The following is a 17,243-nucleotide window of genomic DNA, read 5'->3' on the forward strand; positions in this document are numbered from 1 at the left end:
TGTTCAGCCATCGCCTGAAGACAAATTGGCCTACTACTTGCTGAACTTACCACAATGCCATTATCCCCCACGCCGTATTTTCTTGGCGTGGTACATCAAGGAAAAGATATGATCACCGCTCAAGCCATTATTAATTTGCCTGCCATTCAACACAATTACCAACAACTGAGCCAAAAGTGCCAGGGCAAACCCGTTATCGCTGTCATCAAAGGGGATGCTTATGGACACAATGCGATTGAAGTGGCCAAGGCCTTACCCAATGCCACAATGTTCGCCGTGTCTCGTATTGAAGAGGCGATAGAATTGCGCGAGGCAGGAATTACCCAACCGGTATTGCTGCTCGAAGGGTGTTTTTGTCAAGACGATCTTAAAACCGCTGCTAAATTACACTTTCACAGTGCCATTCACTGCCAAGAACAGCTCGACGACTTACTCGCTGTAGAGCTCGACGCGCCAATTGCTTTATGGCTAAAAGTGGATACCGGTATGCATCGCATTGGGGTAGAACCCGCTGAAGTCGCACACTATGTCACTCAAATCGAGGCCAGTGGTCAGTGTCAAGGTGACTTGGGCTTTATGAGTCACTTTAGCTGCGCCGATGACACCAGCGCGTCTACCACGACACAGCAAATCGAATGCTTTTTGAATGCGACACAAGCCTACCCTGGGCCTAAAACTCTCGCCAATTCCGCGGGTATTTTGTATTGGCCGCAAGCGCATTTTGATTATATGCGCGGCGGCATTGCCCTTTACGGCGCCAGCCCAAACGACCATGAAGTGGGCCACCAGCACAACTTAAAACCTGCCATGACGTTGCAATCTAAATTGATTGCGGTTCGCGCTCATCGTGCCAATCAGCCCATCGGCTATGGCGAAACTTGGTCAGCCAAGCAAGACACCACCATCGGCGTGGTGGCAATGGGTTATGGCGACGGTTACCCAAGAAACGCCCCTGCCGGAACACCTGTCATGGTCAATGGACGAGAGGTTCCGATTGTCGGTCGGGTGTCGATGGACATGATCACCGTAGACCTAGGGGCACACTCACAAGATAAAGTGGGCGATCGGGTCGAGTTTTGGGGTGAGCAATTGCCGATTGAGAAAGTGGCTCAACACCTAGGCACCATTTCCTACGAATTGATGATCAAACTGGCGCGTCGCGTCAATAAACAATTTATCCGTGATTAGCTCTGGTATTCGATTAACCGTGTGATAGGGACATTCAACCGTGTATCAATCAAGCTCAAAGCGGGGTTGAATCTCTGTTCGAGGCAATATAACGTTTTATTTTAAAAGCAAGTAAGCGTGGCAAAACCACAGCAGGAAAGGACAACATGAAAATACTGAGTAATTTTGAAGCGGGAAATATCACGGTACTCAAAGCGTCACAATGCGATGACATTCAACTGGCGATCCCACCTGATCAGCATACCGATATTGCTCAATGGTTTTGCTTTCGCTTAGAGAGTCAAGCACACCAAAAGCACTGCATTACCATTAACGACTTAGCAAACTCAGCGTACCCAGAAGGATGGCCTAACTATCGCGTGGTGGCCTCTTATGACCGCGAAGAGTGGTTTCGTATCGATACCGAATTTGACGGCGATGCACTGTCATTTACCTTTTATCCTGAATGCGCCTCAATGTACTTTGCCTACTTCGCGCCTTACAGTTACGAAAGACACCTTGATCTGCTTCATCAAGCCCAGTTGCACCCCGAGGTCACTTTATCGACATTAGGCCAAACGCATGACAATAATGACATTAGCCTGTTGACCATTGGCGAACCGCAAGAAGGCAAAAAAAACATTTGGATCACCGCCAGACAGCACCCGGGTGAAACCATGACCGAATGGTTTATGGAGGGGCTATTACAGCGTTTACTCGACAATACCGATGCCCTCAGCCGGGTGCTACTCAGCCAAGCCGTCTTTTATTTAGTCCCCAACATGAACCCAGATGGCAGTATCCGCGGTCATTTACGAACCAACAGTCTGGGCATTAATTTAAATCGAGAATGGCAAACCCCTAGCATCGAAAAAAGCCCAGAGGTGTACTACGTTCGCGAAAAAATGCTAGAAACGGGCATCGATTTGTTTCTCGATATTCACGGCGATGAAGCCATCCCCTACAACTTTGTCGCCGGCTCTGAGGGCGTACCGAGTTACAACGACAAAATAAAAGATCTAGAAGAGACGTTTAAACGCGCCTTACTCACCATTACCCCAGAATTTCAGGACCAATATGGCTACCCGAAAAACGCCCCCGGTACCGCCAACCTCACCGTAGGCTCTAAATGGGTTGCCGAGCAGTTTCACTGTTTGTCTTACACCGTCGAAATGCCCTTTAAAGATCACGACAACTGCCCTGACGATGTCTATGGATGGTCGCCTGAGCGCAGTGTCGCCTTTGGCCAGGATGTTTTGGCCGCCATTCCTTCGGTGCTCAATAAGCTCTAACCCCCTACCCCTATCCCCAAACCGAACCGCTTCGGTTTGGGGCGTTTTAATAGCAATAAGTTTATGTTAAGTCGATCACATATACACTCATGGTATCTATGCGATTGAGTCACAAAATGTAGAATGATTTTATTCACTTAGATATAAAAATTATTCATTTATCACATTCGTATCACTTGCAACTTGACCATTAAGTTTACAATGGAATGGTATCGTATCATCGGTACCAAGAGTGATTAAAGCCTCTGATAAACAAATCTACCGCAGAGGAGAATGGGTCAGTGAGCCGTTTTTGCGATGACGTTATTGTTTGATTACTTTATTTCTGATTCATACCCACCGAGCCTGTATCGCCTTCCCGGCACATCACTCGTCGGTATCATAATGAGGAAAGATTCATTGTGTCATTGTCGTTAGATATGGAAGACAGATGAAAAAAAAGCGCTTAACCTTATTGGTATTGCTAAGCTCATTATCCTTAGCGGCGATCACTTTATTCGTCAGTTCAATGCTGTGGATAAACAGTATTTATCAGAAGTATCAACAAGATCTTATATCCGTTCAACAACAGCAAATCGACAACGCCAAACAAGAACTTCAAAACCGAGTCGATACCATCAGCGGCTGGATCAACTATCGAAGTGCCTCGGTTGAGCAAACATTAAAAGATAACCTCGCCAATCGCGTCTTCGAGCTCAATCTCTTAATGGAAGATATCTACCAAAAAAACCGCACGACCCTCTCTGAACAACAAATAAAACAACGCATTGTCGATACCGTCCGCTCACTTCGCTACAATCAAGGCCGTGGTTACTACTTTATTGATACACTCGAGGGTGATGTCATCCTTTACCCCATTTTCCCAGAAAGTGAAGGAAAAAACTTAATCAACCTGCAAGATGATCAAGGCAATTACTCATTGCGCGATGAAATCAATATGGTCAAAAACCACGGGGAAGGATTCACTGAAGGCTATTGGATCAAACCCGGTAACGATCGCACAAAATACAAAAAAATTGCTTACGTCAAAAAGTTTGCTCACTTTAATTGGTATATTGGCACAGGGGAATACGTCGATGTCATGGAGCAACAAACCCAGCAAGAGATCATTCACTATATCAATCACCTTTTGTATGGCGACGGGGATAAACAGTACGTATTTATCCATAACGAGCAAGGGGTAGAGCTGGCAAACGGTCAATACCCCGCCATGGTGGGCCGCAACAACTATAACCTGACCGACGACAACGGGGTCAAGATCCTCCAAGCGCAAATTGAGATCGCTCAATCCCCGCCAGGCCATGGCTTTTTAACTCACTTGTGGCCATCTGTTGATGACAATCAAACCATCACTCAACACGAAAAACTCACCTATGTCAGAGGCTTGCCGCAGTGGGGCTGGGTGATTGGCTCTGGGGTTGATATGACCGAGCTCAAACGAAGCATTGCGCAAAACCAACGCGACCTTTACGAGCAATTTTACGCCAGTATCATCGATGTGATCTCCCTCGCCTTGGGGATTTTTGTTCTAAGTGCCCTATTTGCCAACTATATGACCAATCATATTCGCAATGGCATCGAGTTTTTCACTCAACACCTACAATCGAGCTCTGCCCAGCTCAGCGGTATTGACCTTGAAGACGTCGAGTATAAAGAGTTTGACATGCTAGCGGCAGTGTTTAATAAAAAAACCAAAAAGATCAACCGACTGCTTAATATTGACCCTTTAACCGAAATCTACAATCGCCGCTTTTTAGATCAACTCCTCGAGCAAGAATGGCAAACTTCACAACAACAAGGCACTTCGATTGCCGTTGTGTTGTTGGATATCGACCACTTCAAACAGTTTAACGATCGCTATGGCCACCAAATTGGCGACGATGTGCTCAAGCAAGTGAGCCAGGCCATATACCATCACGTTGGCGGCCAAGGGTATGTCGGTCGTTATGGCGGCGAAGAAATCCTCGTCATATTGCCACATCACACTGCACAACAAGCTTACCAATTGGCGGAATCGATACGGCAAAAAATTGCTCAGCTGCGTTTGGATAACATTGAACAAACCATCACAGTGAGCGGTGGGGTTAGCGATGACAACCACTCTGCTTGTCGCCTGATCGGACAGGCGGATGACTATTTATACCGAGCCAAAAAACTCGGTCGCAACCAGATCATCTACACAGATTCACCAAATTCTGACAGCAAAACCGACTCGGTAAGTTATCTTTTATCAAGTAAATCATAAGTTAAACTAAAGCCGATAAGTGATGAATAAAGCGCTCTGGCACTGAACAAACAACGGAAAATAACGAGGTTGACAATGGATTTAATTCGCATTCTTTTCGCTATTCTACTTCCGCCATTAGGGGTCTTTTTACAAGTGGGGATCGGCGGCGCTTTTTGGCTCAATATTTTGCTGACCTTACTGGGCTACATTCCCGGTATTGTCCACGCGGTTTGGGTGATCGCACGCCGGTAAACTGTCTGGACCATCACCAGCCGAGGTCACGGCCTTGATAGTCGATAAAACGGCCCGTATCGTCTGGTGATGCGGCATCAATCAAGGCGATCAATTGCGCGGCGACTGACTCAGCGCTTTGCAATTGATGCGCTGGAACGCGTCCTTGAAAAGGCTTAGATAACGCCGTATCGGTTGTGCCTGGGTGAAGAGCCAAGATGGTCACGTTGGGCATTTGCCGCCGCCACTCGATACTCAGCGTCTTGATGAACATGTTAAGCGCCGCTTTTGAACAGCGATAACTGTACCAACCGCCTAACTGATTATCACTGATGCTGCCCACTTTGGCACTGAGCACGGCGAACTTGGCCTGTGGCGACAAAGCCAGTTTGGCGGCCGCCGATTGCGCCGTCAAGACATTACCGGTTAAATGCGTCGCCATCGATTCGTTGAGCCACGCGACATCGACTTGGTCGAGCCTTTTCTCTGGCCCGGCGTAATCGCGATGCAATAACCCTATGGTGTTGATCAACCAATCAATTTGCTGGCATGACTCGAAAAATCGCGTCACAGAGGCCGCTTTGGTAATGTCTAACCGGCGCCAAGTCAATCGAGGGTGGGTTAAACTTGGGCATTGGTGATGATAACTGGCGATCACCTGATCCTGTGAAGAGCCTATCGGCGAAGCATCATCTAGCAAAGCTTTAACCATCGCCAAACCAATACCGCCACTGCCACCGAGTATCACTTTCACTGCCATTTTTGTTCCCTTTCAAAGGATTGAGTTTGCTTGAGAAATGCCTATAACGGCCAATCCGCGCCATCAACGACTTCGCCAATGGGCTTTTGCTGCCCTTGCCAGCGCGCAATAAATTCCCCCTTTGGGTCAAACCACTGGGTTTGCTCAGCCAAATCAAAGTGCTTTGCTGTTCCTCCGGGGCTGGCGACCCCTGCAATGCTCATCCAATTGCCCCAATTACTCGCCACGTCGTAATCGATTAAATGGTGTTGAAAAAAGGCGGCACCAAAACGCCAATCGAGGCCAAGCTCATTGACCAAGCAGCTAGCCACCAGTTGACGACCGCGATTCGACATCCAGCCTGTAGCGCGCAATTGATTGATGCAAGCATTCACAATGGGGTACGAGGTTTTGCCTTCGCACCAGGCGCGAAAACGCTGGGGATAAAACGTGGTCAGCGGCGCGCTTTGCCTAAGCCCCTGTCGCCAAAACAGGCGCTGTTGATGATGGCGGGCAAACCAATAAAAATACTCTCGCCACAACAGTTCAAAATAGATCCATTCGGTCGAGGCATTGCGACCGTGCTCAGATTCATACGCCCGAAGTTGTTTAACCACTTGTTTGGCCGAAATCGCCCCTTGTGCAAGCCAAATCGACAGACAAGTCGAACTGGTACTAAAGGTAAGCCCGTTGCGCGTTTGTTTGTACTCGCTGGCACATCGGGTAGCAAAATAGCCCGCCAAATGGGCAAGGCCGTGTGATTCACCGCCATAAGCAATAACCGACGCGCCTGCATGTGGTGGTGAACTGGAAACCGGTTGTTGAAACCCCGCTAAAGCATCGACGGCTAATGGCGCCGCTAAGGTGCTAGGCGCATCGATAGGGTCACTGGGGTTGAGCGCCATGACTTGTTTTCGAAATGGAAAAAAGGCCCGGGGAAAGTCCCCTGGCTCAAACGTCCCTTGCTCGGCGGTAAGTAAGTGATTGTGATGAGAAGTACAAAACCTAATGTGAGTAAAACGCTCGGCAAGGGCTTTGAAATAGCGACGCTCGTCGACACCTGCAAAAGCACAATGCGCTAACGTTATCGTGGCATTTGGGTAAGCGGTACTGAGGCTCTCTAGCGCTGAGAACAGGTCACCTATGGGGTAAAGCAGATGATTTTTTTGCGCGAGTTGTTGTGCGAGTTCACAGAGTCCTTGCTGATAAAAGCGCTTCTGATGTTCTCCGCCCGCGGTGTTGGGGAGTTTGCCTTGGTCCCATTGGCTTACAGGACGTTGCCAACTGGCGCAAATCAGTTTGTCGACCTTGCCACTTAACGTCGTCAGCAGGGGTTGATCGCTCAATCTCAAATCATGGCTAAAAAGATAAAGGCCAATATTCACCGTCACACCTCATTGATTGTTATCACTGGTGTTACGCCGCGCGAATAAAAACGATCACCTTACCTAGACTCTGGCATTGCCTGCTCTCTGCCACGATAACCAGGAATAAAACATCAAGCGTTGCAAACTAGGCATAGTAAACTCTAAAGGTGGTTGAAGGCCAACCTGACTAACGCCGCCACGACAACAGCGTGTTGGCTCTAAAGTGCCATTGTTGATCAAACAAGTTGATCACGGCAGGCGTGGCCTGTTTAGACAAACACACCGCGTGAAACTGATGCTCTTGACTGCGCAACTGGGCAAACTTGTCGACGATTTCAGGCTTGGGCTTGGGGGCAATAAAATCGGAAATGACCACCAAATCGGCGCGTTGATAAGCGCGGCTTTCCATCGCCTCTAACGACGCGTTGAGCACCGGTGTCAAATCCGTCCCACCGTGAAATTGGTAACTGAGAAAGTCCAACATCTCACGCAAGCCGTTGTCGGCATTTAAGTGGTATTCGATAAAATCAGTCGAGTAAATATGCACCAGGCAGTCGCGTTTTTCGGCCAGCGCCATCTGCATTAAAGCAAAAGAGAAGGCTTTTGCCGCTTGCTCCATCTCACCGACCATCGAGCCCGATGCATCGACACACAATATAAAAGGCCCTTTGGGGTTGATTGTCTCATCCGGTGTGGTGGCTTTGCTTTGTACCGGCACCCGTTGCTGGGTTTTTCCTTGCATTTGGTAAGTTAACAAGCGACGGTCGAGCAAATTTTTGTAAAACAGCAACTCGAGGTCGGGCTCACCTAGCAACATGACTTGATTGGGCAACATTCGCGCTAGCTCCGCCGATTGCGTGACTCCGGTCATTTCATCTAAGGCTTGCTCGCTTTGTACCGTCACCGTCTCACAATGCGGCGTTTTAGGTGTCTGCGGCACAGCTTGCTCATTGTGCGGTTGAGACTCGCGGCCAATTTGCTCTGCCAGTGACAAGAGTTCGGGATTTTTAGACAAGTAATGGGCTTGTTGCTGCAAATACTGATGATCGCCTTGCGTCAACTTGCCAGATGACATGTCCCAAATGCGAGCTAAAATGCCTAAGCGCTGAGCATCTGTAAACTTATCCATTGTCGTTAGCGTCGCCATCCGCTGCTGTAACTCTTTAAGCATCTCTTGTTTTTGCTCTTCCAGAGAAGCTTGCTGAGTCGCCTCCATGTGCGACGTTAAACTGGCTAGCCATTGATGACAAAAAAAGTGCCCCAGCATTGGGTTTGGCGAACGTTGGTGTTCGGCAAGGATGCGCTGCGCGGCGCCGACGAATTCTGAGTCCAGCGCTTCTAGCTTCGCGATGACAGACGAATACTCGCGGGCAAATTGCGCTTCATCCCACGTGACGACGTCTTGATAAAGAGCCAATTCAGATTGTATTTCCGGCGCTTCACTGGCTTGCAGGGCACTGCGTTTTAAGCGATGTTGCCAACGGCTCAGTTGCTGATCAACGATGCCTTTCACACTCGGTTTATCCGACAATGCATAAGCTTGATACCCAGATGTTAGCTCTTCCATCACCGATTCAAGCACCCCAGACTCGAGCACCGATAGCGCCAGATTAAACGCGTCTATCCCCAGCATAATTTAACGTGACTCACTAAAATAGTGATGGTACGACACACAAGATTGCTCGCCTTCGTCCAATTGCGTTTGCAGGGCATCAAGCCGCTGAGTCATAGATTGAAAGTCCGCTTCTATCGCCATTAACAAATGGCTTTCAACAAAAATATGCGGCAGCGCATGATGAAAATCTCGTTTTGCCTGATCGAGTTTCGCTTGCAGTGATGAGCGCGCTTGGCCTAGGGCAACCATCGCCTGCTGCGCGGTTTCAATCGCTTGAAGCTGTGCTGAAGCGGACTGTTCAACTAAAGCAACGGGGACAGAGCGGTTGGCAACGTCTTTGAGAACGACCTGCCCTTGCTCTTCGACACGAAAGGTCAACTTAGTTAACTCTTTGTGATCGTTGACAAAGCCCATCACCTCGGCGCCCCCTTCTTTGAGCGCTTTGTCGATGTCATCGTGTGCGACATACACCCAGCGACTTTCTGATTGATATTGCTCAGACACCTTAGTGTCAGGCTTGAGAATAAGAAACTTGTGCACGTGATTTTGATAGCCAACTTTAAAGCTCGCTGCCTGGTGCCAAGACACATCAAACTGCGTTTTTCGCCGCAGGCCAGATTGCACACTCGCACGAGTTTGCAGTTGCAGCGATTGCACAAGCTGCTGTTGCAATTGAGTGGCTTTTTCCCCTATCACCGCCAGTTCGCCGTCGATGTCTTGCTGGCCGTAGGCTTGACGAGTCGCAAATTGATAAATGAGATTTTGCACTTGCTCTTTTGATTGCGGGGTATTCCACAAGCAATGCTCTAAGAGCAGTAAATCTAAGCCATTGACCGCTTGACGGCCGTTAAAAAATGCACTGGCTTTGAGTAATTTGACCGCTTTTTTCCACCGGCGGTCAGAGACGTACAAGGCTTGAGAGTTGGCTGGCTCGCGGGCCTGTAATTGCTCCAATGATTCTTTGAGTTGATACAGTGCATCAAACATGTCGCTCGGCAAGCTCACCTTCTCAAGCGCCTGTTGCCACTGCAGCGATTCTTGTCGCGAGATCTTGAGCACGTCATCCACTTTGCTTTCTAACTCAGTGCCTTGCGTCAACATGGCTTGAAAATTTTGCTTACTCTGGATGCGGTCGACAAACAAACGGATCAGCAGTCGGTCGTAGAGCGCATCAAGGCCGCTGTCTTTATCCGGTAGCTCATTCGATGCAGTGATCAATAAGCGCATCGGTACCGGCTGGGTTTCCTGGCCATTTTTAAAGGTCTTTTCATTCACCACCGTGAGCAAGGTATTTAAAATGGCCGGGCCTGCTTTCCAAATTTCATCGAGAAACACCACGTGAGCCGAAGGCAAATACCCTTGTGTCAAGCGCGTATAACGGCCATTGTCTTTTAAATCGTGGATACTCAAAGGGCCAAACACTTCTTCAGGGGTTGAAAAGCGCGTCATCAAGTATTCAAAGTAGTCTTGGTCTTCAAAACCTTGAATCAAGCGCTTGGCGATCATGCTTTTGGCAATGCCCGGTGGACCCAATAAAAAAACACTCTCACCACAAAGGGCCGCTAATAAACACAGCTTCATGGTGTGCTCGCGCTCATAAACCCCGTTAGAAAGTGCCTGCGCCAGTTTTTCTATTCGCTCAGAAAGCAACGCGTGTTGGGTGTGTGTCATTGATTCGAAAACGTCCATTCTCTCTCTCTTGGCAGTCAGCGTTTGGGAGGCCAGTGACGTGTTGACTCCCCTAGGGTAATATTTGATATTGAGACCATAGCAGTAAAAGAACCATCGCCGTCAAGTGACTCATATCTCTTGTGTTACACAAGGATATCGGTATGGTAAGCCTATGATACGACATCTGATATGACTATGCTAAAAACGATTCATCATTGGAAAAAAATGCAGTTAGTGCAAGAAACTACCTTATTGCCCAATGGCATAACCACTGAGCATACCAAAATTCATCACCCTGGTGCAGCGGTCATTTTACCCATCACTGATCAAGGTCAAATCTTGTTGCTACGCCAATATCGACCGGCGCTAAAAAAGTGGTTGCTTGAACTGCCTGCTGGTACCAGAGAGCCTGGCGAAGACTTTTTGACTTGCGCGCAAAGAGAGTTGATCGAAGAAACGGGTTATCAGGCCAAACAGTTTGAGTCGTTGGGCGCGTTGACGCCAATGGCGGGATTGTGTGATGAAATACAGCATTTGTACATTGCCACACAACTGCAAAGCAATGCGACACTGCCCAAAGACGCTGACGAGGTCATCGAGGTCGAATTCTGGTCAAAAAACGAACTAGAACAAGCCATCATCAGCGGTGAAATCAGCGATGCCAAGACCTTAGCTTGCTTGTATCGAGCATCGCTGGCAAAACGCATTTAAGTACTCGACACCGTTTGGGTTTTAAATTGGCCAATCAAGGTTTTCAACACCACCACATCTTCTGACAAAGAGTGGCAGGCAGAGGTACTGTGCGTCGCGCCTTGTAAAACCACATCTCCTTTGTCTTTCACACTGGTAATACGCACATTCATATCTTCAATGGTCACCGACTGTTGCTCACTGGCCACCGCCACTTGGTGACTGGCCTGTGACAATTCTTCGATCGCATGACGAATACTGGCTAACATATCTTGGCTCTGCGCCACTTTGGATGACGAACTTATGGTGGTGTCGTGATTGGTTTTAAAATCGTCGTGTGCCATTTTCGCACTGCGGACCAAATTGTCGATCAAGCCACCAATTTCGCTGGTTGCTTCTTGGCTGCGGTTGGCCAATGCTCTCACTTCATCTGCTACGACGGCAAAGCCGCGTCCTTGCTCACCCGCTCTGGCCGCTTCGATTGAGGCATTAAGTGCCAGTAAATTGGTTTGCTCAGCAATGGCAGACACCACGTTGATAAATTGATGGATCTGTTCGGTGCTCTCTTGTACCGCGAGAATCGATTGTGAGGCGTGCTGGGCGTTATTGACTAAGCTAGAGATTTCTTCCACCATTTTTTGCATTAAGTCATCACATTGCTGAACTCGCTGCTGGGCGACATCACTGTTGTGCGAAGCCCCTTCAGCACTTGCCGCCAGTTCAGTGACCGTTGCGGCAATTTGTGCCATCGCCGTGGCAATTTGTTCAGTGTTACTTTGCTGTTCGACTACTGCGTTTTGGTTGTCATCAGAAATGCTAGCAAGTTCCGTCGCCATGCTGCTGATGTTCACTGCGCGATCGTTCACTTCCGCTAACAGGCCACTTAAGGTCGTCACTGTTTTGTTGATGCTTTGCGCTAGCTGGCCTAACTCATCACGTGAATCAACCGATAAGGTGAAATCAAATTGGCCTTGCTCCATCTTTGCCGCAGCGTCGCGAATTTTTCGCACGCCAGTCAAGGTCGCTCGGCTGATGAAAAGTCCCATCGCCAAACCAAATATCAAACTCACACTGGCTAAAATCAATAAACCCAATAGCGCATTGTTCTCGATTTCCTCGGTGAGATTCACGGAATCTTGCGTCATGGTTTCTAGTTCAACCGTAAAGTCAATTAACTGGCGGTTGATCTGCTTTTGTTGCACTTCTAATTGTTCTAACAAGTGAACCAACTGGGTTGCCGAGGCGCCTTGCGCAAATTGCTTCTCAAACAAGGTGACGTTGTCTAAATACGCCTGGTGAGCCTCTTCAATGCGATACATCGATTGTTCTAGGGCGCGAAACCGCTGTTTGTCATACTCGGTAACGGCAAGTTGATCCGCGTTGGCCAGTAGTTGTTCTGAGGACTTAATGTCTTGGTTTATGTCTTGGTGCAATTGCACTGCTAAGCGCAAGTAATGCTCAACACTTTGCTCTTCACTGCTGTGTAATTCCGCCGCTCGAAACGCTTTTTCCAGTGCAATTTCACTTTCTAATTGCTTAATGACCACCGATGAGCTCATCTTGATCAGTGGCATGTTTTCATGTGCAATCATGGCCACTTCTTTGGCCACTAAATTCATTTTCAACACACTGTAGCCAGCCACTCCTATCAATAAGACAAGCAAGGTCCCAACCAATAGGATCATCTTTTTGATGATGGATAAATTCAACATCCACTGCAACATAAATCATTCTCCGTTTTAGGATTGACTATTCCCGGCTGAGCACGTGTTGTATGCGATTGAGCGGTGAATGCGGTTAGCAGACTCTCGAGTCACAGACTCACTGTGGTAGATAAGGTCACGGTGTTCCATCGCTGTGCAGTAAAGCATTTTTATAACAACGAGCAATCAATCAACTTATAAAGATTAAATTTATGTATAATTATTAAGGAGAATGATGAAAAGGAAAGTAAAAAACGCCTTTTTACCGGCAAAAGATCAACAGATGTGATTTAGGGCAAACTATATAAAAAAGGATGGCGCGCGGTGATCCACCCTTTGATAAAAACATTGAATGACGCGTTAGACGCTGTGTTTAATAAGGGCAATACGTGAGCCGGTGACACTGGTGCTGACATCTAAGCGTAATGCCATTTGCTCTTTGAGCTCGGAAACGTGAGAAATCACCCCGATCATCCGCCCGTGTTGCTGTAAATCAACCAGTGTTTGCACGGCCAAGTCAAGTGATTCTGGGTCTAAACTGCCAAACCCTTCATCGATAAACAAAGTGTCTAAACGGATGCCGCCAGAATAGGCTTGCACTACATCGGATAAACCAAGCGCTAGGGCCAATGCCGCCATAAATGATTCCCCTCCAGATAAGGTAGCCACATCGCGACTTTTACCGCTGTAACCGTCTTCCACTTCGAGATCAAGTCCTCGCCCCGCCGCACCTTTAAAGCCCGATAATTTACGGATCAATCGATAACGACCTTTGCTCATCAAGGATAGACGCTGACTGGCCTGGATCAAGACATCATCGAGTAACACCCCCAGTACAAAGCGGTGTAAACTAATTCGGCTGCCGGTTTTTCCACTGGCCACATCGTAGAGCGTACCAAAGGTGTGATAGGCTTCTTCTAATTGTTGGTTATCTTTTTTAAGTTGGTTCAATATATTCTGCGCTTTCGTCAGCGCTTGAGCAGTACTTTGCAGCTGGCTCCATTGTTGCTCTGCAATTGACAACTGATGTTGTGCTTGCTGCACGCCTTGTTGACACTCCGCCACATCCAATACGACCTGTTCAGACAAAGAACGCTCCAGATCGCGTTGCGTTTGTTGCAACTGAATCAAGGTTTGACGGTACGCATCAATACGCTCTCTTAGCGCCTGTTTATCTTGTGTTGAACGTTGAGCGGCCAAAAATGCCTCTTCATTGTTAAACTCACTGTTTTCCAACGCCTGTTGCCAAGCTTTTTGAACGCTGTCGACCTGTTGTTGACATTGACTGACGTGTTGTTGATAAGTCGTCAATTGCGCCTTGAGGGTCAAAGACTGATTGTGCCACTGCTGAAATTGCTCGCGGCTGACAAGCTCTTGTTGCTGCGCGTGGCTGATTTGTTTTTGCAATGCTTGCTTGGCCTCGAGCAGCGCCTCTAAATCGGGGTACTGTTTGTCGATCTGCTTGTCGATGTCGGCTATCTGGATCGCCAGCGCTTCACACTGACCTTGTAAAATACTGAGCTGATGGCGTTGCTGCTGTTCGAGATCGGCGCCTTTTTGTAAACGCTGCTCTAACTGTCGAATCTGGTCTTGCTGTTGCTCAAGGTTGATCCTCTTTAAGCGTTCAATTTGCGCCGCCATCGCCTGCTGCTCTTTAACCGCGTCAGCCAAGTGCGCCAGTCCGTCTTTGCCAAGCTGATCTGAAAAGATTGCGATTTGTTGCTGACAACTTTGATAGTCATGCTCAATTTTTTGCCACGCTTGAACCGCGTCTTGATGTTGCTGCTGCGCCTTGGCAAGTGTTTGTTTGAGCTTGTTGAGCGCCGGCTGATCAATCACATTATCCGGCATAGGTGCTGGGCTCGGATGCTCCAAACTGCCACACACGGCGCAGGCGTGACCGCGCTGTAATTTTAACGACAATTGATAAGCCTGAGATTGATGCCAATGTAGCTCAGCCACATCCAAATCCTGTTGCTGCTGTTTTAGCGCTTTTTCACTGTGCGTTTTTCGCGTCAGTGCCTCGTCTCTTTGCGGCTCGCGTTGGCGCTGCTGATGGTCGAGTTGTTGCCATTGCTGTAACTTGTCAATGCGTTCATTGTGCTTAGCGAGTTGTTCAAGCAAGGTGGGTAACGGCGCTTTTTGCTCGCTGGCTTGCTGCCATTGCCTTTGCGCTTGCTCGAGTTCATCGCGCAGCGTTTTACTGTGGGCGGCGTATTTAACTAACTGGCTTTCTACTTGCGTGATCTCGTGTTGCTTCGCCGTGAATTGCTCGCTTTGCACCTGCCACTGTTGCCAAAGTTGGATTTGTTGGGCGAGTTTATTTTCTTTGTCTTGCCACTGTGGGACGGACTGTAAAAGCGCGAGCGCTTGTTGATGTTGCTGTTCAGCGTTATGGGTATTTTGCTCAATCTCTGGCCATCGCGACTTGGCGTCTTGCCATTGCTCTGTACTCAATTGTAAAGACTGTAAAGCACTTTGATATTGCTGATAGGCCGGTACTAACTGCTGCGCTTGATCAGCCCATTTGAGCTCGTTTTGCGCCGCCATCACCGTCGATTCGGTTTGTTGATGAGTCTGCAGTCGCTCTGTCACCGCCTGCAGTGATGCTTGCGTTTTTTGGTAGAGCTCAGCCTGGTCGAGTTGCTGTTTGGCGTGATCGCGCTGCTTTTTAAACTGGTCGAGTTGTTTTTCTTGCTGCTCACGCTGACGCTGATTCTCAGTCAGTGCCTCGCCCAGTGCCGTTTCATTGTCGACCTCGGCCATCGCCAGCGTACTGGTGACTTTAATATCCAAATCCGCTTTTTGACGACTGATCGCCGCCGCTTTGTCTTTGAGGGCGAACTCGATTTTTTTGTATATATCGGTTTGAAACAACTGACCAAAAATCGCTTCACGTTCACTCGAACTGGCGAGCAGCAATTGCCTAAATTGGCCTTGTGGCAATACCATCACTTGGCGAAACTGATGCTCATTAAGGCCCAGTTTTTCAATAATCAGTCCCTTAATTTCACTGGCTTTACTGCTCAGTAACTCTGGTTCAGGGTTAAGTTGATAGAAACTGGCGGTGTGTTTTCGCTTGGTCAATCCTTCACCACGCGCTTTGGGCATCATCTGTTCTGGCTGGCGCGTAATGCGGTATTGTTTGTCGTGTAACGCGAACTCTAAGCTGACCTCGGTTGCCAAACTTTCATCGGCGAGATCGCAGCGCATCTGATTGCCTTGTCGCTCATTGCCGGTGGTTTCACCGTACAAAGCAAAACAAATCGCATCTAAAATGGTGGTTTTACCCGACCCAGTCGGCCCGTTGATAAGAAATAATGGCGCGGGCCCAAATTGAGAAAAATCAATGCTTTCACGCTCGGCAAACGGACCAAAGGCTTGCATTTCCAGTTTCAAAGGTTTCATTACACGTCATCCGTCATTTGTTGTATCAAGGTTGTTAAGGCCTCTTTTTGTGGCTCGGTTAACTCCGCTTGCTGCACTTCGCGGTAAAAATCGTTAAACATATCCAACTCACTGCGCGCCAAGCCATCAAAATTTAGGGGTTGCTCTTCGCCGATGTTCATCCCCGGCTTTTCTAAGTGCAGGACATTGGGGTAAACCTGACGCAGTTTATCCATGGGATTTAAGATCGCGTGTTTGTCGAGTAAGCGCACTAACAAATAATCCTCTCGACCGGGATCGTGCTGGCCTTGCGCTAACAACGTCGCCATTTCCCCTTCCAAAATACGCATATTGTGAGGGGCGTTAAGCGGACAATGGGTGAGCTCAATGCCATTGGCTCGTATATCAACCAGCGTGAAGCCCTTGTTGTGATGCTGCTCTGAAAAGCTGTATTTCATTAATGACCCAGAGTAACGAATCGTGTCTGTGCCTTTTTTTTGTGGTTGGTGTAAGTGGCCAAGCGCGGTGTAATCAAAGGGTAAAAAATGCTCGTGACTGACTTGATCGGCCCCGCCAATCGACAGTGGGCGCTCGGAATCGGATTCAATCGCCCCATCGACAAAGCAATGTGCGATCAGTACTTTTTTCATCTGTGGATCGGCATCGGCCAGGATACGTGCCACCAGGGCTTGATGCGCTTGGTCGTGGTCTTTGACAGGTTGTTGTAAAAATTCGCTCGCTTGCTCTGGATCGCTGTACGGCAAGCCGTAAAACGCCACCGATTGACCTTGCTCATCGGTGAGAACCACAGGCTCGAGCATCGAGTCATAATCACTGATGATGTAAAGACCCGAGTTTTTCATTCTCTTGGCTGCAAACCCTAAACGCTGCGCCCCATCGTGATTGCCTGGGATCATGATCACTGGGGTATTTAAGCGCTCACACAAAGCCTCTAACACCTCATCAAGTAGGGCAATCGCACGAGTGGGCGGTACAGAGCGGTCGTAAATGTCACCGGCAATGACAATGGCATCGACGGGGTTTGCTTCTACATAGGCGATGAATTGTTCAAGTACGGCACCTTGGTCGTCGAGTAAAGAAACGTTGTGAAATTGGCGGCCTAAGTGCCAATCGGCAGTATGAATAAATTTCAT

12 protein-coding genes are annotated in these 17,243 nt (G+C 48.3%); 5 read left to right on the forward strand and 7 right to left on the reverse strand.

All coding sequences use genetic code 11. The features are described 5' to 3' along the window. Positions 1-54: 54 nt before the first annotated feature. The 4 genes from alr to AB0763_RS13480 all read left to right on the forward strand — a co-directional run bounded on the left by alr (position 55) and on the right by AB0763_RS13480 (position 4,938). Complete coding sequence (gene alr, locus AB0763_RS13465) at positions 55-1,188, forward strand: alanine racemase (RefSeq protein ID WP_306099708.1); 1,134 nt, start codon at positions 55-57, stop codon at positions 1,186-1,188. Between the two features lie 146 nt (positions 1,189-1,334). Then, positions 1,335-2,459 (forward strand): M14-type cytosolic carboxypeptidase, encoded by a 1,125-nt coding sequence (locus AB0763_RS13470; RefSeq protein WP_306099709.1) that lies wholly within the window; start codon positions 1,335-1,337, stop codon positions 2,457-2,459. 430 nt (positions 2,460-2,889) lie between these two features. Next, positions 2,890-4,704 (forward strand): cache domain-containing protein, encoded by a 1,815-nt coding sequence (locus AB0763_RS13475; protein WP_306099710.1) that lies wholly within the window; start codon positions 2,890-2,892, stop codon positions 4,702-4,704. Positions 4,705-4,779: 75 nt separating this feature from the next. After that, the gene (locus tag AB0763_RS13480; RefSeq protein WP_072242132.1) at positions 4,780-4,938 is read left to right on the forward strand and encodes a YqaE/Pmp3 family membrane protein; all 159 of its coding nucleotides are present in this window, start codon (positions 4,780-4,782) and stop codon (positions 4,936-4,938) included. Positions 4,939-4,951: 13 nt separating this feature from the next. Here the strand turns inward: AB0763_RS13480 and AB0763_RS13485 are convergent, their stop codons facing one another. The 4 genes from AB0763_RS13485 to AB0763_RS13500 form a co-directional block, all read right to left on the reverse strand. After that, a complete protein-coding gene (locus AB0763_RS13485) occupies positions 4,952-5,677 on the reverse strand; it encodes an SDR family NAD(P)-dependent oxidoreductase (protein WP_306099711.1) in 726 nt (241 codons plus the stop codon). Positions 5,678-5,718: 41 nt separating this feature from the next. After that, entirely contained in the window at positions 5,719-7,041 is a 1,323-nt protein-coding gene (locus AB0763_RS13490; protein WP_306099712.1) for a DASH family cryptochrome, read from the reverse strand. A 169-nt stretch (positions 7,042-7,210) separates the two neighbouring features. Beyond that, complete coding sequence (locus AB0763_RS13495; protein WP_306099713.1) at positions 7,211-8,656, reverse strand: VWA domain-containing protein; 1,446 nt, start codon at positions 8,654-8,656, stop codon at positions 7,211-7,213. Positions 8,657-8,659: 3 nt separating this feature from the next. Next, positions 8,660-10,327, reverse strand: a complete 1,668-nt coding sequence (locus tag AB0763_RS13500) for an ATPase RavA domain-containing protein (RefSeq protein ID WP_306099714.1) — start codon at positions 10,325-10,327, stop codon at positions 8,660-8,662. 177 nt (positions 10,328-10,504) lie between these two features. Between AB0763_RS13500 and AB0763_RS13505 the strand changes: the two genes are divergently transcribed. Next, positions 10,505-11,020, forward strand: coding sequence for an NUDIX hydrolase (locus AB0763_RS13505; protein ID WP_306099917.1), 516 nt, complete (start codon positions 10,505-10,507; stop codon positions 11,018-11,020). Here the strand turns inward: AB0763_RS13505 and AB0763_RS13510 are convergent. The 3 genes from AB0763_RS13510 to AB0763_RS13520 all read right to left on the reverse strand — a co-directional run bounded on the left by AB0763_RS13510 (position 11,017) and on the right by AB0763_RS13520 (position 17,243). Continuing rightward, positions 11,017-12,723, reverse strand: a complete 1,707-nt coding sequence (locus AB0763_RS13510) for a methyl-accepting chemotaxis protein (protein ID WP_306099715.1) — start codon at positions 12,721-12,723, stop codon at positions 11,017-11,019. The two genes, AB0763_RS13505 and AB0763_RS13510, sit on opposite strands and share 4 nt — an antisense overlap. A 339-nt stretch (positions 12,724-13,062) precedes the next feature. Further along, positions 13,063-16,110: an SMC family ATPase gene (locus AB0763_RS13515; protein WP_306099716.1), complete on the reverse strand. Its 3,048-nt coding sequence runs from the start codon at positions 16,108-16,110 to the stop codon at positions 13,063-13,065. Next, on the reverse strand, positions 16,110-17,243 hold the full coding sequence (locus AB0763_RS13520; protein ID WP_306099717.1) for an exonuclease SbcCD subunit D: 1,134 nt from the start codon (positions 17,241-17,243) through the stop codon (positions 16,110-16,112). The genes AB0763_RS13515 and AB0763_RS13520 overlap by 1 nt, the downstream gene beginning before the upstream one ends.

Source organism: Vibrio sp. HB236076, from assembly GCF_040957575.1.
GTDB lineage: Bacteria > Pseudomonadota > Gammaproteobacteria > Enterobacterales > Vibrionaceae > Vibrio.

Excerpts from the sequence above, each read along its gene's own strand:
- alr (WP_306099708.1), top strand. The coding sequence starts at position 55 with ATGCCATTATCCCCCACGCCGTATTTTCTTGGCGTGGTACATCAAGGA.
- AB0763_RS13470 (WP_306099709.1), top strand. The coding sequence starts at position 1,335 with ATGAAAATACTGAGTAATTTTGAAGCGGGAAATATCACGGTACTCAAA.
- AB0763_RS13475 (WP_306099710.1), top strand. The coding sequence starts at position 2,890 with ATGAAAAAAAAGCGCTTAACCTTATTGGTATTGCTAAGCTCATTATCC.
- AB0763_RS13480 (WP_072242132.1), top strand. The coding sequence starts at position 4,780 with ATGGATTTAATTCGCATTCTTTTCGCTATTCTACTTCCGCCATTAGGG.
- AB0763_RS13485 (WP_306099711.1), bottom strand. The coding sequence starts at position 5,677 with ATGGCAGTGAAAGTGATACTCGGTGGCAGTGGCGGTATTGGTTTGGCG.
- AB0763_RS13495 (WP_306099713.1), bottom strand. The coding sequence starts at position 8,656 with ATGCTGGGGATAGACGCGTTTAATCTGGCGCTATCGGTGCTCGAGTCT.
- AB0763_RS13500 (WP_306099714.1), bottom strand. The coding sequence starts at position 10,327 with ATGGACGTTTTCGAATCAATGACACACACCCAACACGCGTTGCTTTCT.
- AB0763_RS13505 (WP_306099917.1), top strand. The coding sequence starts at position 10,505 with ATGCTAAAAACGATTCATCATTGGAAAAAAATGCAGTTAGTGCAAGAA.
- AB0763_RS13510 (WP_306099715.1), bottom strand. The coding sequence starts at position 12,723 with ATGTTGCAGTGGATGTTGAATTTATCCATCATCAAAAAGATGATCCTA.
- AB0763_RS13515 (WP_306099716.1), bottom strand. The coding sequence starts at position 16,110 with ATGAAACCTTTGAAACTGGAAATGCAAGCCTTTGGTCCGTTTGCCGAG.
- AB0763_RS13520 (WP_306099717.1), bottom strand. The coding sequence starts at position 17,243 with ATGAAATTTATTCATACTGCCGATTGGCACTTAGGCCGCCAATTTCAC.